Here is a 20776-nt window from a genome sequence, read left to right as displayed (position 1 = left end):
ACGAGATTCTCAATCACTTCAAACAGTAAATATATAACCTTTTGTTTGAAGTGATGAAGAATCTCAAAATAAAGGAGATATAAAAATGATAAGAAGTTTCAAAGAATTAATAGAACAGGTTAAAGCAGGTGGGCCTCAAACAATATCTGTGGCAGCTGCCCAAGACAAGGATGTATTATCTGCAGTAAACAACGCATATAAAATGGGAATTGCCAATGCAATTTTAGTTGGAGATAAAGAAAAAATTGAAGAAATAGCCTCAGAAATAAAAATGGATATAAATAATTTTGAAATTATAGATATAAAGGACAAAAAAGAAGCTTGTAAGTACGCTGTAAAATTAGTGAGGGACGGAAAGGCTTCACTTCCAATGAAGGGATTTGTTGAAACATCGGATATATTAAAGGCAGTATTAGACTCAGAGACCGGTCTTAAAACAGGTAATCTAATAAGCCATGTTGGTGTATTAGAAGTTTCAGGATACGATAGGTTATTTATTTTAAGTGATTCAGCTATGACAATTGCACCTACGTTGGAAAACAAAGTAGATATAATTAACAGCAGTGTAAGTATTGCTCGTGCTTTGGGGAATGATGAACCAAAAGTTGCTGTAATTTGTGCAGTTGAAAAAGTAAGTCCTAAAATGCCTGCTACATTAGATGCAGCAGAACTTACAAAAATGAACGAAGAAGGTATTATTAAAGGTTGTTTAGTAAAAGGACCATTAGCAATAGATAATGCTGTATCACCTGAGGCAGCAAGACATAAAGGTATAGACCATCCTGTTGCAGGAAACGCTGATATATTAATCGCACCTGATATAGAAGCTGGTAATATTTTAAATAAATCAATGGAGTATTTTGCAAGAGCTGAAAAAGCTGGAGTTATTATGGGGGCGAAAACACCAATAATTTTAACTTCTAGAGCAAGCTCAGATATATCAAAGATGCACTCTATTGCACTTGGTGTATTAGTTGTCCAACAACTAGGAAAGGGGTAGTAACATGGAAAAAACATATACTTTTTTAGTAATAAATCCTGGGTCGACTTCAACTAAAGTATCAATCTTTGAAAATGATAAAGAGATAATGACAGAAACAATTCGTCATTCATCTGAAGAAATAAATACTTATGTAGAAATATACGATCAGTTTGATTTTCGTAGAGAGATAATTATGAAAATGCTTGCTGAGAAAAACGTAGATTTATCAATATTCTCTGCGGTTATAGGGCGTGGTGGTAATATGAAACCTGTTGTAGGTGGCACTTACCAAGTAAATGAAGAAATGTTAAGAGACTTAAAAATAGGAGTCATGGGGCAACATGCTTCTAATTTAGGAGGCGGTCTTGCTTACTCAATAGCTCAAGAGTTAGGGTTAAATGCATATGTTGTTGATCCTGTTGTTGTAGATGAATTTGAACCATTGGCTAGAATATCAGGAACACCACTTATGCCAAGAAAATCTAAAGATCATCCACTAAATCAAAGAGCAGTAGCAAGAGCTGCAGCTGCTGAGGTGGGTGGTAAATATGAAGATTTTAACTTTATAATTGCACACTTAGGCGGAGGCATATCTGTTGGTACTCATAAAAAAGGAAGAATGATAGATGTAAATAATGCACTAGATGGTGATGGACCAATGTCACCTGAAAGATGTGGAGGAATACCTTTTGGAACACTAATGGATCTGTGTTTCTCAGGAGAATATACAAAACAAGAACTTCGCAAGAAATTAGTTGGAGGTGGTGGTTTAGTAGGTTATCTTGGAACAAATGATGGTCGTGAAGTGGTTAAACGCATTAAAGAAGGTGATGAATATGCAAAGCTTATATATGAAGCAATGGCATATCAAATTTCAAAAGAAATAGGTTCAGCTTCAGCAGTACTAAAAGGAAATGTAGATGCTATTCTTTTAACTGGAGGCCTTGCATACGATAAAATGCTAATGGAATGGATTGAAGACAGAGTAGGATTTATAGCTCCAGTAAAGGTATTTCCAGGAGAACATGAAATGGAAGCTTTAGCTTCAGGAGTATTACGTGTATTAGAGAACAAGGAGTCTCTACAAAATTATCCGAATATTCAGTGATTTTCGAAGCAGTAGAGATAAAATTTTAAAGTAATGAAAGGGGTGAACTTTAAAAATGACACTATCACATTATATTGGTGCCATAATAGTTCTTATTATAATTACAGGTGTTGGTGTATATTCAGGAAAGCGTGTAAGCTCAGCTGGTGATTTTGCAACAGGTGGAAGAAAAGCTGGAGTCGGAATTGTAGCGGGAACTATAATTGGAACTCTGGTTGGTGGCTCTTCAACTATAGGAACAGCTCAACTTGCTTTTAATTATGGATTCTCAGCTTGGTGGTTTACATTAGGTGGAGGTATTGCCTGCCTTATATTAGCTTTTGGTTTTGTAAAGCCTCTTTATAACAGTGAAATAAGCACATTACCACAGGTTTTTTCAAGAGAATATGGCGATAAATCAAGTACGGTTGCAACTGTTTTATCTTCTATAGGAACTTTATTCGCTATTATTGCACAACTATTATCTGGAATGGCATTGGTTACATCTGTAAGTCATATTGGTCCTGCTGCAGCAACTATATTGATTATCACATTAATGCTTGTATATGTAATATTTGGAGGTGTTTGGGGGTCAGGTCTTGTAGGTATTGCAAAGACAATATTAATGTATAGTGCAGTACTGATTTGTGGAGTTATAGCAATTAATCTTGGAGGAGGAATCTCTAATTTTAGAGTAGCGTTGCCAGATGCACAATACTTTAATCTGGTTGCAAGAGGTCCTTTTGTAGATCTTGGAGCAGGTGTTTCTCTTATCCTAGGAGTAATTACAACTCAAACATATATTCAAGCTGTTATCTCTGCTAAAAGTCTTAAGATATCAAAAGCTGGTGCGTTAGTTAGTGCTGCATTAATACCTATTATCGGTATCGCTGGAATATTTGTTGGTATGTACATGAAATTAAATTCTCCTGATTTATCTCCAGCTAAAGCATTACCTACATTTGTAATGCAAAATACACCACCTATTTTCGCAGGAGCCATTATGGCAATATTACTTGTTGCTTTGGTAGGTACAGGAGCAGGTTTGGCACTTGGTATGAGCTCTATGATAAGTAATGATATATATAAAGTGTATTTTAATAAAAATGCAAGTGATAAGACTTTACTCAAAGCAACACGTATTATAATTGCATTAATACTTGGATCAGCCGCTTTATTTACAACTGGAAATATGGGATCTTTAATACTAGGATGGAGTTTCATGTCAATGGGTCTTCGTGGAGCTGTAGGATTTGCACCACTTTGTTGCTCGTTGTTCTTACCAGGGAAAATAGACAAAAAATTTGCCTTATGTGCTATGATTGCAGGACCTCTTTTGGTACTAATTGGAAAATTTACTTTACCATCATTTATAGACCCATTATTTTTAGGTGTTGGAGCTTCAATTATAATAATGTTGGTAGGTTATTTTGCAAGGGGAAAAAAATATAACATAACATAATTAATACTGGATTATTCATAATTTATCTCTACTATTGTTTATATAACAGAGTTGGCGTTACAAATGATAATTGTAACAAGATGTTAAAAACATAGTAATATTTGTAGTCCTATAATATAAGGGGAGGGTATTTTATGGAAGATAAGAAACTTGACAAGGTACTGAATAATAAAGACGTTTTAGCTCTTGCATTTGGAGCAATGATAGGATGGGGTTGGGTAATTTTAGCAGGCATGTGGATTCAAGATGCAGGTTCCTTAGGAGCAATGGCTGCATTTGGACTTGGCGGGATAATGATAGTATTTGTAGGTTTAGTTTATGCAGAACTTACATCTGCGCTACCTCAGTCTGGTGGTGCACAAGTATTTAGTCATAGGGCACTTGGTGCAAATGCATCCTTTATATGTACTTGGTCACTAATATTAGGGTATGTAGGTGTTGTTGCCTTTGAAGCATGTGCACTTCCTAATGTTGTAGAATATTTATTCCCTAACTTTTTACAAGGTCATATGTATACAATAGCTGGATTTGATGTATATGCTAGCTGGGTTGGAGTAGGTGTTGTAAGCTCTATCATAATAACAGCAATAAACTACCGTGGAACTAAAGATGCAGCTTTTTTACAAAAAATTCTAACAGTAATTATAGCAGTAGCTGGAATTGGATTAATGATTAGTGCCCCAATTAGTGGTAGTGTATCTAATGCAGAACCTTTTTTTAAAGATGGAATGAGTGGAATCTTAGCTGTTGCTATTGCAACACCATTTATGTATATAGGTTTTGATGTAATTCCTCAAACAGCAGCCGAGATAAATATGCCTTTTAAGAAGATTGGTAAAATATTAATATTATCTATAGTTATGGCAGTTGCATTTTATGTATTAGTTATCTTTGCAGTTTCTCTTTTAATGACTGAAGATCAAATGGCTTCATCTGTACTAGTAACAGCAGATGCAATGAAAATAGGATTTGGAAATAGTGATATGGCAGCTAAGGTTTTAATTATTGCAGGGCTAGCAGGTATTATTTCAAGTTGGAACGCTTTCCTTATGGGAGGAAGCCGTGCAATGTATGCATTAGCTCAAGCTAAAATGCTTCCAGCGTTTTTCGGAAAAATACATCCAAAATACAATACTCCATCGAATGCAATTCTTTTAATAGGTGGATTGTCTGTTATAGCACCTTTATTTGGAAAGAGTATGATGGGATGGCTAGTTAATGCAGGTAGTTTTGGAATTGTTATTGCATATGCAATGGTATCTATATCATTTATTGTTTTAAGAAAGAAAGAGCCTAATTTAGAAAGACCATATGAAATAAAGAATTATAAGTTTGTAGGATATATGGCTATAGTTTTATCTATATTAATGCTTTTACTTTATATACCTGGTATGATATTTGCTGAATGGATGATCGTAGGAGGTTGGGTATTAGTAGGTATAATGTTCTATGTTACTGCAAAGAAAAAGTATGTTGATTTTGGGAAAATGGAAGAATAAGTAAATCGATATGTTGTTAGCTGTTTAGTTAATTATAATATATTTTCAGGGGGTATTTAAATGAAATTAAGAGATTATAATTTAAGTAAAGAAGAAGTTAAGGCACTAACAAACAAATATATGATTGAAACTTATGAAAGATTTAATTTCATTGCAGAAAGAGCAGAAGGAATGTATCTGTATGATGAAGAAGGAAATGCATATTTAGATTTTTATGGAGGCGTTGCTGTAAATAGTGCTGGTAGCCGTAATGAGAAAGTTGTAGCTGCTATTCATGATCAAGTTGAACATATTATACACACTTTTAACTACCCATATACAGTACCTCAAACATTACTAGCAGAACTAATTTGCGAAACAATTGGAATGGATAAAATATTCTACCAAAATTCAGGTACTGAAGCAAATGAAGCTATGATTAAAATGGCAAGAAAATATGGAACAGAAAAATATGGTCCTAATAAATATCACATTATTACAGCTAAAAGTAGTTTCCATGGTAGAACTTATGGGGCAATGTCAGCAACAGGGCAACCCGATAATGCATGTCAAGTAGGGTTTAAACCAGTATTGCCAGGATTTTCATATGCTGATTTTAATGATGTAGAATCATTTAGAGAGTTAGTAACTGATGATACAATTGCAATTATGATTGAATTAGTTCAAGGTGAAGGTGGAGTTAGACCTGCAACTCAGGAATTCGTCAATGGTATTAAAGAGCTTTGTAAAGAGAAAGGATTATTACTACTTCTTGATGAAATTCAAACTGGCTGGTGTAGAACTGGTAAAGTAATGGCATATATGGATTACGATGTTATGCCTGATATAGTATCAATGGCAAAAGCAATGGGTGGAGGAATGCCAATTTCTGCAGTATGTGCGAGTAATGAAGTTGCAAGAGCATTTACAATGGGTTCACATGGAAGCACTTATGGTGGAAATGCAGTATGTTGTGCAGCAGCTTATGCTCAAATAAATGAATTGCTTGATAGAAATTTAGCAGAGAATGCAGCAGAAATGGGATCTTACTTTATGGATAAATTAAAAGAACTACCTCATGTAAAAGAAGTTAGAGGTAAAGGTTTATTAGTGGGTGTTGAATTTGATGCACCTGTAGGATTAGATATTAAACACAATTGTATTGATAGAAAGCTTCTTGTTACATTAATAGGAACAAGTATAATAAGAATGGTTCCTCCATTAATACTAACAAAAGAAGATTGTGATAAAGCATTTGAAATATTGAAGGAATCAGTTGAAGAAGCTTATGCAAAATAAGGGTATTGAATAATTAGATAATTAAATAATTAGTTAAATAAATATCAAATAAAAAGTTGTATCTAAAAGATACAACTTTTTATTTTAAGTAGTATTAGTTTAGTATATAGTATTTGTATAAGCAATATAGAAATATTTAACTAATGCAAAAAGGGGGATGGCAATATGATTAGCATAAAGGTTGTTAGAAAAGAAGAACAAAATAAAAGTAATTGGTCAGGGGGGACTACAACTCAACTGGCTATATATCCAGAAGATGCAGTATATAGTGAAGGAAATTTCAAGTGGAGAATAAGCTCTGCAAAAGTTGATATAGATCAATCTACATTTACACGTCTTCCAGGAATATCTAGAGTTATTATGATTGTTGACGGCAAATTAAAATTAGAGCACGAGGGACATCATACAGTGGAATTAAATCCTTTTGAACAAGATAGCTTTAGTGGTGAGTGGAATACTAAAAGCTACGGGAAGGTGACTGATTTTAACTTGATGATGAATTCTGAGTGTGAAGGAAGTTTAGAAGCTATATTAGTTAATAAAAAACAATTCACTAATATAACTCTTGAAGATAATAAAGGATTTGATAACATTAGTAATAGTTTTTACTGTGTAAATGGAGAAGGGTGTATTTTAGCAAACTATAATAAAATTGATTTACATAAAGGTGATTTTGTATTAATTAACAGAAACTTAGATGACGATTTAATCTCTATTGAAATTTCTAATAATAATGATGAACAACTCAAAATTATCAAGGCAAATGTATGTTATTAATAAACTAATGTAGATATCAAATTGATTTCTACATTAGCTTATTATATAGTTGTATAAAATCTTGCAACAATCTATATTAGATGACTTAATGATATTAGGGGGTGGGTTTATGTCTACTGAACTTGGGGTTCAAATAATAAGCCTTGGATTTCAAATATTAAACACTGCAATAATAATAGGAATTCCTATTGTTATATATAAGGTAATAAAAAGTCATAGATTAAGAAAAACATCAGTTGATGATAGAATATCTAATCTAGAAAATAAGGTCAAAGAATTAGAAAATAAATAGCAATTTTAAATACTATTCAGTCCACAATGTTTATATATTACGCAGTTGTAGAAAACTGTGAAATAAGTTAACAGTTATTAAAAACTTACTAGAAACAAAGGGGATATTCTAAATTATGAAGACGATGAATGAAATACAGAGCAAAGTTACAATATGTGCTATTATAATGTTGGCAGTATCCATTTTCTTGTTTGTTAAATTTGAAGGCAATAACACATATTATTTTGCAAGTTTTTTACTAACGGGTGCTATAGTATTAATTATATGGGTAGAAAGTTTTTCAAATATAAAATCCTTGAAATTAAGTATTATTTTAACGTCTATAACTGTCTGTGTTACGATATTAAGTATGTACATTGCACATAAATTTAAAGATGGTTCAAATGCTATAATAGGAATTATTACATCTCAAGTTGTTGCAGGTATTTTAAATAAAAACTTAAACACAATTGAAAAAGTATTTGATAAATATTTTGTAAAGTAATGTACAACTAAATAAAATATTTTCATAAAGTGAATACGCAGTTTTTATATATTGCGAAGGGGGGAAGGAATATATGTCTAATTTTATTAACAACAGTCCATTTGAAATGGTATTAATTATCTTTCCATTGACTACTTTAATGATATCTTTGATTGGACAAATTTTAATTAAGAGGAAAGTAATTATTTTAAGCATTGTTTTTATAGGTTATTTAGTTGCCACATTTACTTTATTCAATTCATCTTTTTTAATATGGTGTTTTGTTTATACAGGTATATCATTAGTTGGAACACTTATTGCAGATTTAATTCTTAAATATAAGAAAAACCTTACGACATAATCTTCATAAATTGCACATTTTATAAAATAAATAATTAAGAGGAGATTGAAACCTAGTGAGAAAAATAAGAGATGTCTTTTATATAAATGCAAATTTTAATGAAAATTATTTTGTATATTATGGAATGGAATTTAAAGAATTTATCAAATATAGTCCAATAAAGCTAGAAAACATTTTAGTAACTGATGGGAATTATATTACTAATAATTTTAATATGAGTTGGTTCTTAGAAACTGCCAATGGGGAAAATGATATTTTGGAGTTATCAAAACAAGATATTTACGGGTTAGGTAATTTCCATTGGATAGACTATAATTATGAAGCTGATTTAAATACCTGCACCCCTGAAGAAAAGGCAGAAGTATTATATTTATCACATTTTTGCAAACCTATAAAATCCTCATTCTTCCCTAGAATAAATAATAATTTTGTTTACCTTGCTCACGATGATGGATGGTTTTGCAAACTATATTGCAAAGATATGTTGGTGTTTAAAGAAATAATTGCAAATAAGATTATAGAAAGTTTTTCTACAAATAAAAGAAGAAAAATATATCCTATGGCTGAAGATATAAAAAATGAAATATTTGAATTAACCAAGAAAGGGCTTTTGATAGACTTTTCCAATATATATAGAGACAATAAGTGTATTAGTTTAAATTATTATGCGGTTGGTCATTATGAGAATATGGATGAGATGTATAATAACCTTGAACGAAACAAGTATAGAGCAGATATTAAGGGAGTAATTGAACATAAAAATAAAACATGGAAAATATATACTTGGGATAAATAATATAAAAGTTTAATTTGTAGTATTTATAAAATATGAACCAGTACTAATTAATGGAGACGAGCTTATGAAAAAAATAGTAATAGCAGAAGTAAGATGGATATCAAGAGAATTAGGTGGTCGTACAGTATTACATCCCATAGGTGGTAAGTATTATCCAATAATAAGATTTGGTGATATATCTAATAGTAAAGATGATTGGAGTGCAGAGATAATCTGTAATTCTATAGATAAAAATTTCAAATCTATTATCGAACTCTCATATTTAATGGACGAAGCACCTTTTGAGAATTTAAAATTAGGAAATACTTTTGAACTTTATGAAGGAGCAAAATTGGTAGCTTAAGGAAAAATAATAATAGATAAGTAATACACATTATTAATATACTATGAAGTAAAAGGAGGAGAAATATTTTACCTCCTTTTACTATTTTTAAAGCTTTGCTAAAAGACAGCCTTATTATTATATATATTTCACAGCTGTGCCATACACTATCATTTCTGCACTGCCTTGCATAATTGAACTACTTGCAAATCTTATATTTACTATAGCATCGGCGCCTAGTTCTTCAGCGCTTTTAATCATTCTAGTTGTTGCTACATCTCTAGCTTCATCTAACATCTTTGTGTATTCTTTAATTTCTCCTCCTACTATTGTTTTAAGACCAGACAATAAATCAGAGCCTATATTTTTAGAAGTTACAACAGAACCCCTAACAAGTCCTAGTGGTTTATAATCTTTTCCTCTAATATTCTCAGTATTTACTATTAACATGTTAATTTCTCCTTTATATATTATTAAATTTGTAGTGTTTTGGAAGTATTGATTTTAGTTGTTTATCTATTATTATAAGATAAGGATGCCAATCTTTAACACAATCTAGAGTTTTAGCCAAAAGAACAAGAAGGTTTTCTGCCCAAGAAATAGATTGATTTTTATTATTAACTTCATTTCTCATATATACTAACCAATTATCTATTAAAATTGATGCTTGAGCATTAGGATTTTCAACTTCACTTAAATTGATAATGAAATCAGTAATTAGTTTGTCAATTATATCTGCCACATAAGAAGCATAATTATGTCCATCTCCTTGTTGCAAAGAAAGTCGTTCAACCACTGGTTTAAAATCCATGTTTAATATCACTAAAAGGCTCCTTCCTATAAATTACTATTATAATAATTTTATGTAAGTGTAAATAATTATATAACAAATTTTAGTAAATAACTACTTACATCAACGTATATCAAAATAGTATTTGAAAATTAAAATATAGTTGTTTTATTTCTTGAAGTCATATAATAAAATTATTATAGAGGCTTTATAGGAGGGATATAATGTCGGAACAAGATATATATAAAAGAAAATGGATAATATTATCCGTAGTAGTTATTATGACTTTTATGGGATGCCTTGATAGTAGTATAGTAAATATAGCACTTCCTACTATGTCAAAAAATCTTAATGTCAACATGGGATCTATAGAGTGGGTTGTTACAAGTTACTTAATTGTTATATCAGCTAGTATACTATTCTGGGGAAGACTAGGAGATATAATAGGAAAAGTGAGAGTGTTTCAGGCTGGTCTTGTGATTTTTACAATAGGTTCATTGCTTTGTGGATTATCTACAAATATAACTTTTTTAATAATATCAAGATGTATTCAGGCTATAGGTGCTGCTGGGTATATGGCTACAAACCAAGGTATAATAACTCATGTATTTCCACCAAACGAAAGGGGAAGAGCCCTTGGGACAGTAGGAACATTTGTAGCTTTAGGAACTTTGGTAGGACCTGCTCTTGGAGGATTTATTGTATCAGTACTTAGTTGGAAATATATATTTCTTATAAATATACCTATAGGGATTGTGACATTTTTTCTATCTATTAAGGTAATGCCAAAGAATAATGAGATAAAAGAGATAAAACTAGATTTAAGAGGAACAATATTGTTTGCTATATCAGTAATATCTTTTTATTTTACATTTACCTATGGAGACCGTCTAGGATATATAAATCCAATAATAATATCAACATCGATAATTACAGTAGCATCAATAATATACTTTATAAAACTTGAAAAGAAAATAGAAAATCCACTTTTAGATTTATCTATATTTAAAAATTCACTGTTTTCTATAAGTATAATTTGTGCACTTATATCATTTTTAACTATAGGATCAAACAATATAATACAACCATTTTATCTTCAAGATGTATTAGGCCTTTCTCCTGATGTTTCTGGATTATATATGATGATATATCCAATAATATTAGCAATAGTAGCGCCATTAAGCGGGTACTTATCAGATAAAATAGGATCAGAAATTCTTACACTAATAGGCCTTATTTTAATGATGATAGGTATAGGAGGAATGGCAACTATTACAGAAAATACAGCAATAGTGTATTATATAACCTTTATTGCGATAATGTCTTTAGGCAATGGATTATTTCAATCTCCAAACAATTCATTAGTAATGTCCACGGTATCTAAGGATAAACTTGGAATAGCAGGTAGTGTAAACGCATTAGTTAGAAATATTGGTATAGTATTAGGTGTTTCACTAGCTACTACAACTTTATACAATAGAATGAGTTACAAAGTAGCATCTAGAGTTGAAAATTATATACCAGGAAGACCTGATGTATTTATATATGGAATGCATTATGTATATATAATAGCTTTTGCCATTTGTAGTGTAGGTGTTGTAATAACTGCAATTAGACTTATAAAGAAAAAAAGGGCCTCAAAAATTAAAATAGAACAAAATAATTAGTTTGAAATCCTATAAAGTAAACATGGAGCTTTATAGGATTTTATTATTAGGTAATAAGTCCATATTAAAAGACTCAACAATTTGTCTATATATTAAATCTGCTAGGTCATCTGGAGGTATATCCTTTCCATTTCTTATCCACTGGCTCAATATACTTATAAAAATACCAGACTGAAGTGAAATAAAATAATCCCAATGATTTTTAATTGCACTACTTTTAGAAGAAATTAAGGGTTCAAAGGCATCTACTATTTTAATGGCAGAAGAGTTTATAATATCAAGTTTGTTTGCTTTTAGTAATAGCTCCATAATATCTGAATTTAAATACCAAAATCTTAAAAGTGGCTTTATAAACAATGTTTTATCAGAAATATCATTTTCATTATAATAATCTAAAATATACTTATATAAATTATCAAAAGTCTCATCACATTTCATTCTCAAAACATCGTCAATAGTATCGAAATTTCTATAAAACGTAGTTCTGCCAATCTTTGCTCTTTCAACTATTTCTGTAACTTTTATATCTTCATAGTTTTTTTCTTTTATAAGCTCTGATAATGCTTCATAAATCCATTGGCCAGATTGAATTGAACGCTTATCATTTTTAATATGATACATTTATTCACCCCCTGTTTCATATCTTTTTAGAATATTGATTTATTATATTAAAAATTATATACTTACATAGTATATGATACAAGTGTATCGTAAAAATATAGATTGTGTCAATTGGAGGTGAAATTATGAACAATAAATACATTGAATTTCGCGATGTAAAAAAAGTGTACAAAATGGGAGAAGTAGATATCAACGCACTTGATGGAGTTGATTTCTCAATAGATAAAGGCGAATTCGTTATAGTTGTAGGTGCTAGTGGTGCAGGTAAAAGTACAATACTTAATATACTAGGAGGAATGGATAGTCCAACTAGTGGTAGCGTGCATGTAGATGGAAATGAGGTAAGTTCATACAACAAAAAACAATTAATTTCATATAGAAGAGATGATATTGGATTTGTATTTCAATTTTATAACTTAGTACAAAATCTTACTGCTATTGAAAACATAGAACTTGCAACTCAAATATGCAAAGAACCACTTAGTCCACAACAAATAATAGAAGCAGTGGGTCTAGATAAAAGAAGAAACAACTTCCCAGCACAATTATCAGGTGGAGAACAACAAAGGATAGCAATTGCTCGTGCACTTGCTAAAAACCCAAAGTTACTTTTATGTGATGAGCCAACTGGAGCACTTGATTACAACACAGGTAAGGCTATATTAAAGCTTCTACAAGATACTAGTAGAAATATGAATATGACAACAATTGTTATAACTCACAATATGGCAATAGCTCCAATGGGAGATAAGATAATAACTGTTAGAAACGGTAAAGTAGATAAAATTGTTAAAAACGACAACCCAATCCCTGTAGAAAGGATTGAGTGGTAATATGAAAAATATACTATTAAAGGATGCTCTTGTAGAAATAAAAAATTCATTAGGAAGATTTATGTCTATATTTGCAATTATAATTCTTGGAGTTGCCTTTTTTGCAGGAATAAAAATATCTGCACCAAATATGGAAATAACCGCAGATAAATATTATGATGACTATAACTTAATGGATATAAATATAATGTCAACTTTAGGACTTACAGATGATGATGTTGATGAAATATCAAAAATATCTGAGATAGATGGAATATATCCTACCTATTCTAAGGAAGTGCTTCTTAGAAAAGATGGAACTGAGAGAGTTTTAAAGGTTCATGGAATACCTTTAGATAAGGTAAACAGTGATGATAAAGATTATATGAATAGACCTAGGATTATTGATGGAAGACTTCCAGAAAAGTCTGGAGAATGTGTTATAGAAAATTCCAAGTTAAAAAGCTTAGGAATAGGTATTGGTTCAAAACTGAAGTTGTATTCAGGAAATGAAGATCCATTAAGTGATTCTATAAAAAATAGTGAACATACTGTAGTTGGATTAGTTGAAAGTCCATATTATGTATCACATGAAAAGGGAAGTAGTTCTATAGGCGATGGAAAACTTAGTAGCTATATTATGATTCCTGAAGAAGACTTTACTATGGATGTATACACTGAAATATATTTAACTGTAGATAATGCAAAAGGCCTTATGTCTTATGATGAAGAATACGAAGATAAGATAAAAGTAGTTGTAGATAAGTTAGAAGATATAGGACTTAAAAGAGCAGATATAAGATATGATGAAGTAATGACTGAGGCTAGAACTAAATTAGATGATGCAAAAAAAGAATACCAAGAAGAGAAAACAAAAGCTGAAAATAAACTAAAAGATGCAGCAAATAAAATAGAAAAATCTAAAAAAGATTTGGCTAATGGTGAAAAAGAATTAAACAAAAAAGAAAAAGAGTTTTATAATACAATTGCTACATCAGAACAACAATTAAAAGATGGTGAACAAAAGCTAATAAATGGTGAAAAAGAGCTAAATACTCAATATGAAGCTTTTTTACAAAATAAGAAAAATGCAGAAGCTGAGTTTGTAAAAGCTGATGAACAAATAAAAAATGGTGAAACTGGGCTTAAAGATCTTCAAGGTATTATAGCTAATATAAAAACTACTTTAGAAGATTCAAATACACCAAAAGAACAAAAAGATATATTAGAAACTCAATTAAAATCTTTACAAGAACAATATAATACTAGTAAATCTAAACTAGAAGCATCTAAAATAGAGTTACAAAATAACAAAACTGCATTAATACAAGGTGAAGCTAAGTTAGAAGCTGGTAAAAAAGAAATTGAAAAATCTAAACAGGAATTAGAAGTTAATAAAAAGCAATTAGAGTCTGGAAAAATAGAAGCAATAGCTCAGTTTAAAAAAGCCAGAGAAGATATAAAAGATGGTAAATCTAAGTTGCAAGATGGAATAAAAGAATATGAAGAAGGAAAAGCAAAGGCTGATGAAGAGTTTGCAAAAGCTGAGATAAAAATAGACGATGCTGAAGAAAAGATAAATGAAATAAAAGAGCCTAAGTGGTATGTTCTTGATAGAAATGCAAACTATGGTTTTGTAGATTATGGATCATCTGCTAAGAGTATAGATGCTATATCAAAGGTATTCCCTATATTTTTCTTCTTAGTTGCGGCCTTAATATGTTTAACTACTATGACTAGAATGGTAGATGAACAAAGGGTAAATATAGGAACTATGAAGGCCTTAGGATATGGTGAAAGTTCTATAATGTTTAAGTATTTATTCTATGCTGCTCTTGCTAGCATATTAGGTAGTGTAGTTGGTGTAGCTATTGGATTTACATTGTTCCCAACTATTATATTTGATGCATATACAAGTATGACATACAGCTTACCACCTCTTATTAAGACGTTTAATGTTGGGTATTTTGTTATGGCAACTTTAGCTGCTGTTTTAACAACAACACTTGCTGTATTCTTTGCTTGTCATAAGGAACTAAAAGAAGTTCCTGCATCGCTTATGAGACCTAAGGCTCCAAAAGAAGGTAAAAGAATATTACTTGAGAGAATTCCTTTTATATGGAACAACTTAAACTTTACTCAAAAGGTAACTTCAAGAAATATATTTAGATATAAAAAGCGTTTCTTAATGACTGTTATTGGTATTTCAGGTTGTACTGCACTACTTGTTACTGGATTTGGACTTAGAGATTCTATTAGTGCAATTGTAGAAAAACAGTATACTGACGTATTTAAATACAATGGAATACTAAATTACAAGTCAGAAGTTGGAATTGATGAAGAAAATAAAGCCGCAAATAAAATATCTAAAGATGATAGAATAACTGACTACAAAAATATTAAAACAATAAGTGTAGATGCTTTTAATAAAGATATTAAAAAGCCAGTTACGGTATTTGTTCCAGAAAATTTAGATAAACTAAACGACTTTATAAGTTTACAAAGTCGTACAACTGATGAAAAGTTTAGCTTAAACGATGATGGAGTTATTATTAATGAAAAACTAGCTAAGATGTTAGATGTAAAAATAGGAGATACAATACATTTAGACAATGAAGATGACGAAAAGTTCCCTGTTAAAATAAATGGCATTGTAGAAAACTACGTTGGACAGTATGTATATATGACTCCTAAATATTATAAAAACTTATATAATGAAGATATTAAATTTAACCAAATGCTGATTAAGATTAAAGATACTTCATCAAAATCAGAAGATAAGTTGGCTAAGGATTTAATGAGAGTTAGCAACATTAGTGCTGTTAGTTTTAATACTAAGGCAAAAGGTAGCTTTGAAGCTATGATATCTAATTTAAATCAAGTAATTTTACTTATAATAGTTTCTGCTGGTGCTCTTGCATTTGTAGTTTTATACAACCTTACTAATGTAAATGTAAGTGAAAGAATTAGAGAAATAGCAACATTAAAGGTATTAGGTTTTTATGATAATGAAGTCTCTTCATATGTATTTAGAGAAAACTTTATACTTACATCAATTGGTGCAGTTGGGGGATTAGGACTTGGAGTATTGCTACACAGTTTTATAATGACAACAGTTGAACCAGACAATATTATGTTTGGAAGAAATATAGAATTTATGAGTTTTGTATATTCTGCAATTCTTACTATTATATTTGCTGTTATGGTAAATATATTTATGTATTATAAACTTAAAAAAATCCATATGGTAGAATCATTAAAATCTGTTGATTAATAATTAGTCCTTGACCTTTTGGTCAAGGACTTTATTTAATTTCCAACATATAGACTTGAGCAAGGTTCCATCTGGTCATTGGCGACATGAGCGTAGCGAATTTTGTATATTTAAACTAACTAAACGTAATGGTATAATAATTTTACGGAAGTTTGATATGTAAAGACTTTTGATAAAGGAGAATATAAATGAAGTCTACAACTATGATAAACCTTTTGGACGATATTAATATGCATAATATTATTGCAATAAGGAAGTTTCAACCTGAAGAAATTATTTTTTTATATGAATATACAAAAGAAAACGACGAAGCTTTTAATGAACTTAGGGAATTTATAATAAAAAACAGTAAAGTTATTAATATAAAAGGAATGTCTTTTAAAAAGTTCAACAACTTAGAGGTTGAAGATTGGATAATTAACAATACAGAGAAAGAAACCATTATAAATATTTCTGGAGGAAATAAATTCAAAAGTTTAATGCTATATCAAATTGCTCAAAAACATAATTTTAAAACAATATTTGTAGATTTAGAATCAGAAAAAATATATGAATTTGATAAGAATGATATAAAAGAAATAATTAAAGAAGAATTCTCACTAGAAATAGACAGCTATATAGGGAGTAGAGGAGGCGAGATAATAACTGAATCTACTCGTATTTATAGCAATGAAAATATAGAAGAGATATTAGCATTTTTGATGGAGAATTATGCAATGTGGCATAGCGTAAAGAAAATACTTAAAAATCAAGAGCATGTCAAAAAGACAAATTATATGATGCCGGAAGAAATGATAATTAGAACTAATGGTATAGATTATAAGCAGAAAGATAATATTATGAAATTGATGTATAAATTAAAAGAACTAAAACACATAAATATGAAATGGATAAATGAACAAGAACTTTTTATTAAATTTAAAGAAAGCTATATCAAAAATTTTATATTCACTACAGGCTCATGGTTGGAAGCAATAACGTATAAGGTCATAAAAGAAATAGCAGATATTAGTGATGTAAAAGCAGGGGTAATGTTTTTATGGGATAAAAATGTACATTTAGTAAGAAATGAACTAGATGTATTAGCAAGTTTTGATGGATTTTTATTGTGTATATCATGTAAGGATACAAATAGATATGATGAGGCCACACTAAATGAATTACAAGTATATTCCGAACGGTTAGCAGGTAACAATGTAAAAAAATTATTGATATCAACTCAAATACCTTTAAAACAAACAATTATTGAAAGAGCAGATGAAATGAATATAAAAATAATAATATTTGATGGAAATATAGAGAAATTTAAAAATGAATTATATCTAACAATACAAAAATTTAGAAATGAGAATTTAGAGTTAGCGTATAAATAATATAATAACGTAGAAGAAAAAGGAGATAAGGGGTATATTATAAAATTTATAATATATGGTAATAATCATAAGATAATTATTATTAAGGGGTTGATAAAAATGGCAGTAGAAGAAGTTCAAAAATACTTTAGCGAAAAACGGATAGATAGAGAAATAATGTTTTTAGATGAAAGCAGTGCAACAGTACCACTAGCAGCTAAGGCAATAGGAGTAAAAGAAGAACAAATTGCAAAGACGTTGGCATTTAACTTAAAAGGTGAGAGTATAGTAATAGTTACTTGTGGAACAGCAAAAATAGATAACAAAAAATTCAAAGATCAGTTTGAATGTAAAGCTAAGATGATGTCTTTTGAAGAGACATTAGAAAAAACAAATCATCCTGTTGGAGGCGTATGTCCTTTTGGATTACCATCAGATGTTTCAATATATGTGGATAAAAGTTTAGAAAACTTTGATGTTGTATATCCTGCAGCTGGGGGAACGAACACAGCTATTAAAGTTACTCCTGATGAGATGGTTAATTGGACAGGAGCTCAGTGGGTAGATGTATGTAAATTTTAGTTTAAAATAAGTCCTAGAATAATCTGTATTCTAGGACTTATTTTTGCGCAAATTTGACATGAATTAATATAAATAATATAATGAATACATATTCATTTAAGATGAATTTGCATTCATAAACAGGAAAAAGGGGAGTTTATATGGGCGGAAGCACTGCAAACACATGAAATAATAAAAAAAGTAAGGTGGAGGTTTAACATGCCTAAAATAATAAATAATTTAGAGGAAATAATATTTGAAAAATCAAAGGAATTATTTTGCAGTAGTGGATATGACAATATAGATATGAAAGCTATAGCAAAATCTTGCAATATAGCAGTGGGCACTTTGTATAATTACTATCCAAATAAAAAAAGCATATATATGGGAGTTCTTAAAAAAAGTTGGAATGAAACCTTTGAAAAAATCAAAACTCTAGATTACTATGATAAGGAAATATCTTTAAAAAAATTAATAGATATACTATATGATGATATATTACATAGGAAAGGTCTTACAAAAGATATTGGAATATTGTCACAACGAGGAGATGAAGATTTTATAGAGTTTGAAAAATATATCTTAAAGGTTATTCAAACTTGTATTTATAGAATTAAGGGAAGTTATAATTATGAATATGAGACTATGGATATAAAGTTATCTGTGCTATTTTTAAATTCTTTAGTTACCTTGGCTCATAATTATTATAATGATGGAGATGAAAACAAAGATATTATATATAAAATGATAAGTATGATTATTAAAGAACACTAAAATATTTTAAAAAACAACTTCATATATTATATAAAATAAATATTAAATAAGGAATGATGGGATGAATAAACAAAAAAATATAGTACTAAATATTAGTAAAGTTTTTTTTATGATGTTAGGTGCAACACTTGCATCAATTGGGCTTGAAATTTTTTTAATACCTAATAATGTAATAGATGGTGGAATAGTAGGGATTTCCATAATAGCTAGTTATTTTTCTAAACTTCCTCTTGGTTTATTTACATTTATACTTAATATACCTTTCTTTGTAATAGGATATAAGCAAATAGGAAAAACATTTGCTATTTCCACTTTATTTTCTGTAATATGTTTTTCAATAGGAGTGTCTATACTACATCCAATTCCAGGTATAACTGGCGATATATTCTTAGCAACTGTTTTTGGAGGTATTATATTAGGTATAGGAGTAGGCCTTATAATTCGTAATGGTGGATCTATAGATGGAACTGAAATTGTTGCTATAATGTTAGATAGGAAACTACCTTTTTCTATAGGGGAAATCGTAATGTTTTTTAACGTATTTATATTAGGTGGATCTGGATTTGTTTTCGGATGGGATAGAGCTATGTACTCACTTATAGCATATTTTATTGCCTATAAGGCTATAGACGTTACTGTCGAAGGATTAGATGAGTCAAAGGCTGTATTTGTAGTTTCAGAAAAATATATTGATATTGCATCAGCTATATCATCGAGACTTGGAAGGGGAGTAACCCTACTTGATGGTAAAGGAGCTTACAGAGGTGAATTAACAAAGGTAATTTATATCGTTATATCAAGACTTGAAATTGCTAAATTAAAGTCTATAATACATGGATTTGATGATGATGCGTTGATAACCATAGGAAGTGTAGAAGCATCAGGAAAGAGATATGGAAAAAAGGCAATACATTAATACATAAAGGAACCACGGGATTATCCGTGGTTTATTTTGATTAGTGTTTAGTAGTCCTAGGTAATAAAAACACTGCAGCTTCAATAGCAGAATTTATTAAATTTTCTCTTTCTGGAGTTATATCTATATTTGCATCATACAAAACAGTTCTAACAAATTGAACTGCCTTTTCTTTTCTCTCTCCTTCAGAAATTTGCCCTGCTATATAAATTTGTTCTGAATATTTTACTGCTTGTTCTGCTGATAAAATTATTAAATCTAAAACTTTTTTACTTTGAGCATCATTATTCATTGAGTTATTTATAGTTTTGACTATAGATGCTAATTCATCTATATTATCTAGAATATCTTCTGTAGGAACTAGCTCACCTTTTAGGAATGACACTAGTATAGGGGCACCAACTAAAATAATCCCTACAGCTAGTATGCTTATAAATATAGTTAATAAATTACTATCCATAAATTTCACCTCCTTTTTTTATAATATTCAAGAAGGTTATATAAGGTTTTAATAATTTTATATAAATCTTTATTGGGATTATTATTTGATTGGACGAATATATATTTATATAAAAACAAAACAGGGGGATGAGCATGGATATAAAGGAATACGACAAGTGGGTTGATTATGTTAATAATAACGGATTTAAGTTGCCGGATATAATAATAGATATATTAAGAGATTATAAT

At 29.9% G+C, this 20776-nt stretch carries 22 protein-coding genes; 18 read left to right on the top strand and 4 right to left on the bottom strand.

Annotated features, from left to right (window positions below; translation table 11 throughout):
* The first annotated feature begins 85 nt into the window (after positions 1-85).
* From BS62_RS04490 to BS62_RS04440, 11 genes are all read left to right on the top strand, one after another.
* Positions 86-1000 carry a phosphate butyryltransferase gene (locus BS62_RS04490; protein WP_496490055.1) on the top strand — a complete coding sequence of 305 codons (915 nt, stop codon included), beginning with the start codon at positions 86-88 and terminating at the stop codon, positions 998-1000.
* Positions 1001-1004: 4 nt separating this feature from the next.
* Complete coding sequence (buk, locus tag BS62_RS04485; protein WP_496490054.1) at positions 1005-2090, top strand: butyrate kinase; 1086 nt, start codon at positions 1005-1007, stop codon at positions 2088-2090.
* Positions 2091-2145: 55 nt separating this feature from the next.
* Complete coding sequence (locus BS62_RS04480) at positions 2146-3531, top strand: sodium:solute symporter family protein (RefSeq protein WP_496490053.1); 1386 nt, start codon at positions 2146-2148, stop codon at positions 3529-3531.
* Positions 3532-3665: 134 nt separating this feature from the next.
* Entirely contained in the window at positions 3666-5030 is a 1365-nt protein-coding gene (locus BS62_RS04475) for an APC family permease (protein ID WP_496490052.1), read from the top strand.
* A 60-nt stretch (positions 5031-5090) separates the two neighbouring features.
* Positions 5091-6308 carry an aspartate aminotransferase family protein gene (locus tag BS62_RS04470; RefSeq protein ID WP_496490051.1) on the top strand — a complete coding sequence of 406 codons (1218 nt, stop codon included), beginning with the start codon at positions 5091-5093 and terminating at the stop codon, positions 6306-6308.
* 165 nt (positions 6309-6473) lie between these two features.
* Positions 6474-7085, top strand: a complete 612-nt coding sequence (locus tag BS62_RS04465; RefSeq protein ID WP_496490050.1) for a HutD/Ves family protein — start codon at positions 6474-6476, stop codon at positions 7083-7085.
* A 109-nt stretch (positions 7086-7194) separates the two neighbouring features.
* Positions 7195-7377, top strand: coding sequence for a hypothetical protein (locus tag BS62_RS04460; protein WP_496490049.1), 183 nt, complete (start codon positions 7195-7197; stop codon positions 7375-7377).
* A gap of 115 nt (positions 7378-7492) precedes the next feature.
* Positions 7493-7861 (top strand): hypothetical protein, encoded by a 369-nt coding sequence (locus BS62_RS04455; RefSeq protein WP_496490048.1) that lies wholly within the window; start codon positions 7493-7495, stop codon positions 7859-7861.
* 73 nt (positions 7862-7934) lie between these two features.
* Positions 7935-8201, top strand: coding sequence for a DUF2651 family protein (locus tag BS62_RS04450; protein ID WP_496490047.1), 267 nt, complete (start codon positions 7935-7937; stop codon positions 8199-8201).
* A gap of 55 nt (positions 8202-8256) precedes the next feature.
* A complete protein-coding gene (locus BS62_RS04445; protein WP_496490046.1) occupies positions 8257-8997 on the top strand; it encodes a hypothetical protein in 741 nt (246 codons plus the stop codon).
* 64 nt (positions 8998-9061) lie between these two features.
* A complete protein-coding gene (locus tag BS62_RS04440; protein ID WP_496490045.1) occupies positions 9062-9340 on the top strand; it encodes a hypothetical protein in 279 nt (92 codons plus the stop codon).
* A 117-nt stretch (positions 9341-9457) separates the two neighbouring features.
* Here the strand turns inward: BS62_RS04440 and BS62_RS04435 are convergent, their stop codons facing one another.
* Positions 9458-9769 (bottom strand): heavy metal-binding domain-containing protein, encoded by a 312-nt coding sequence (locus tag BS62_RS04435; protein WP_496490044.1) that lies wholly within the window; start codon positions 9767-9769, stop codon positions 9458-9460.
* A 13-nt stretch (positions 9770-9782) separates the two neighbouring features.
* Positions 9783-10142 (bottom strand): hypothetical protein, encoded by a 360-nt coding sequence (locus BS62_RS04430; RefSeq protein ID WP_496490043.1) that lies wholly within the window; start codon positions 10140-10142, stop codon positions 9783-9785.
* Positions 10143-10333: 191 nt separating this feature from the next.
* On the opposite strand from BS62_RS04430, the gene BS62_RS04425 reads away from it, so the two are divergent.
* Positions 10334-11776, top strand: a complete 1443-nt coding sequence (locus tag BS62_RS04425) for an MFS transporter (RefSeq protein WP_496490042.1) — start codon at positions 10334-10336, stop codon at positions 11774-11776.
* Between the two features lie 30 nt (positions 11777-11806).
* On the opposite strand, the gene BS62_RS04420 is transcribed toward BS62_RS04425, so the two are convergent.
* A complete protein-coding gene (locus BS62_RS04420; protein WP_496490041.1) occupies positions 11807-12397 on the bottom strand; it encodes a TetR/AcrR family transcriptional regulator in 591 nt (196 codons plus the stop codon).
* Between the two features lie 125 nt (positions 12398-12522).
* On the opposite strand from BS62_RS04420, the gene BS62_RS04415 reads away from it, so the two are divergent.
* The 6 genes from BS62_RS04415 (at position 12523) to BS62_RS04390 (ending at position 20086) form a co-directional block, all read left to right on the top strand.
* The gene (locus tag BS62_RS04415) at positions 12523-13230 is read left to right on the top strand and encodes an ABC transporter ATP-binding protein (protein WP_496490040.1); all 708 of its coding nucleotides are present in this window, start codon (positions 12523-12525) and stop codon (positions 13228-13230) included.
* A 1-nt stretch (position 13231) separates the two neighbouring features.
* Entirely contained in the window at positions 13232-16483 is a 3252-nt protein-coding gene (locus BS62_RS04410) for an ABC transporter permease (RefSeq protein ID WP_496490039.1), read from the top strand.
* A gap of 188 nt (positions 16484-16671) precedes the next feature.
* Positions 16672-17856 carry a Card1-like endonuclease domain-containing protein gene (locus BS62_RS04405; protein ID WP_496490038.1) on the top strand — a complete coding sequence of 395 codons (1185 nt, stop codon included), beginning with the start codon at positions 16672-16674 and terminating at the stop codon, positions 17854-17856.
* A gap of 99 nt (positions 17857-17955) precedes the next feature.
* On the top strand, positions 17956-18417 hold the full coding sequence (locus BS62_RS04400) for a YbaK/EbsC family protein (RefSeq protein ID WP_496490037.1): 462 nt from the start codon (positions 17956-17958) through the stop codon (positions 18415-18417).
* A gap of 198 nt (positions 18418-18615) precedes the next feature.
* Positions 18616-19170, top strand: a complete 555-nt coding sequence (locus tag BS62_RS04395) for a TetR/AcrR family transcriptional regulator (protein ID WP_496490036.1) — start codon at positions 18616-18618, stop codon at positions 19168-19170.
* A gap of 61 nt (positions 19171-19231) precedes the next feature.
* Positions 19232-20086, top strand: a complete 855-nt coding sequence (locus tag BS62_RS04390) for a YitT family protein (RefSeq protein ID WP_496490035.1) — start codon at positions 19232-19234, stop codon at positions 20084-20086.
* 40 nt (positions 20087-20126) lie between these two features.
* On the opposite strand, the gene BS62_RS04385 is transcribed toward BS62_RS04390, so the two are convergent.
* Positions 20127-20546: a hypothetical protein gene (locus BS62_RS04385; RefSeq protein WP_496490034.1), complete on the bottom strand. Its 420-nt coding sequence runs from the start codon at positions 20544-20546 to the stop codon at positions 20127-20129.
* Between the last annotated feature and the right edge of the window lie 230 nt (positions 20547-20776).

Source organism: Sporacetigenium mesophilum DSM 16796 (assembly GCF_059569055.1).
The sequence above is the reverse complement of the archived record's forward strand: the minus strand, read 5'-3'. Positions and strand labels throughout refer to the sequence as shown.

Bases quoted from the DNA above. Each gene is read 5' to 3' on its own strand.
- BS62_RS04490 (WP_496490055.1), top strand. From the start codon at position 86: ATGATAAGAAGTTTCAAAGAATTAATAGAACAGGTTAAAGCAGGTGGG.
- buk (WP_496490054.1), top strand. From the start codon at position 1,005: ATGGAAAAAACATATACTTTTTTAGTAATAAATCCTGGGTCGACTTCA.
- BS62_RS04480 (WP_496490053.1), top strand. From the start codon at position 2,146: ATGACACTATCACATTATATTGGTGCCATAATAGTTCTTATTATAATT.
- BS62_RS04475 (WP_496490052.1), top strand. From the start codon at position 3,666: ATGGAAGATAAGAAACTTGACAAGGTACTGAATAATAAAGACGTTTTA.
- BS62_RS04470 (WP_496490051.1), top strand. From the start codon at position 5,091: ATGAAATTAAGAGATTATAATTTAAGTAAAGAAGAAGTTAAGGCACTA.
- BS62_RS04465 (WP_496490050.1), top strand. From the start codon at position 6,474: ATGATTAGCATAAAGGTTGTTAGAAAAGAAGAACAAAATAAAAGTAAT.
- BS62_RS04460 (WP_496490049.1), top strand. From the start codon at position 7,195: ATGTCTACTGAACTTGGGGTTCAAATAATAAGCCTTGGATTTCAAATA.
- BS62_RS04455 (WP_496490048.1), top strand. From the start codon at position 7,493: ATGAAGACGATGAATGAAATACAGAGCAAAGTTACAATATGTGCTATT.
- BS62_RS04450 (WP_496490047.1), top strand. From the start codon at position 7,935: ATGTCTAATTTTATTAACAACAGTCCATTTGAAATGGTATTAATTATC.
- BS62_RS04440 (WP_496490045.1), top strand. From the start codon at position 9,062: ATGAAAAAAATAGTAATAGCAGAAGTAAGATGGATATCAAGAGAATTA.
- BS62_RS04435 (WP_496490044.1), bottom strand. From the start codon at position 9,769: ATGTTAATAGTAAATACTGAGAATATTAGAGGAAAAGATTATAAACCA.
- BS62_RS04425 (WP_496490042.1), top strand. From the start codon at position 10,334: ATGTCGGAACAAGATATATATAAAAGAAAATGGATAATATTATCCGTA.
- BS62_RS04420 (WP_496490041.1), bottom strand. From the start codon at position 12,397: ATGTATCATATTAAAAATGATAAGCGTTCAATTCAATCTGGCCAATGG.
- BS62_RS04415 (WP_496490040.1), top strand. From the start codon at position 12,523: ATGAACAATAAATACATTGAATTTCGCGATGTAAAAAAAGTGTACAAA.
- BS62_RS04410 (WP_496490039.1), top strand. From the start codon at position 13,232: ATGAAAAATATACTATTAAAGGATGCTCTTGTAGAAATAAAAAATTCA.
- BS62_RS04405 (WP_496490038.1), top strand. From the start codon at position 16,672: ATGAAGTCTACAACTATGATAAACCTTTTGGACGATATTAATATGCAT.
- BS62_RS04400 (WP_496490037.1), top strand. From the start codon at position 17,956: ATGGCAGTAGAAGAAGTTCAAAAATACTTTAGCGAAAAACGGATAGAT.
- BS62_RS04395 (WP_496490036.1), top strand. From the start codon at position 18,616: ATGCCTAAAATAATAAATAATTTAGAGGAAATAATATTTGAAAAATCA.
- BS62_RS04390 (WP_496490035.1), top strand. From the start codon at position 19,232: ATGAATAAACAAAAAAATATAGTACTAAATATTAGTAAAGTTTTTTTT.
- BS62_RS04385 (WP_496490034.1), bottom strand. From the start codon at position 20,546: ATGGATAGTAATTTATTAACTATATTTATAAGCATACTAGCTGTAGGG.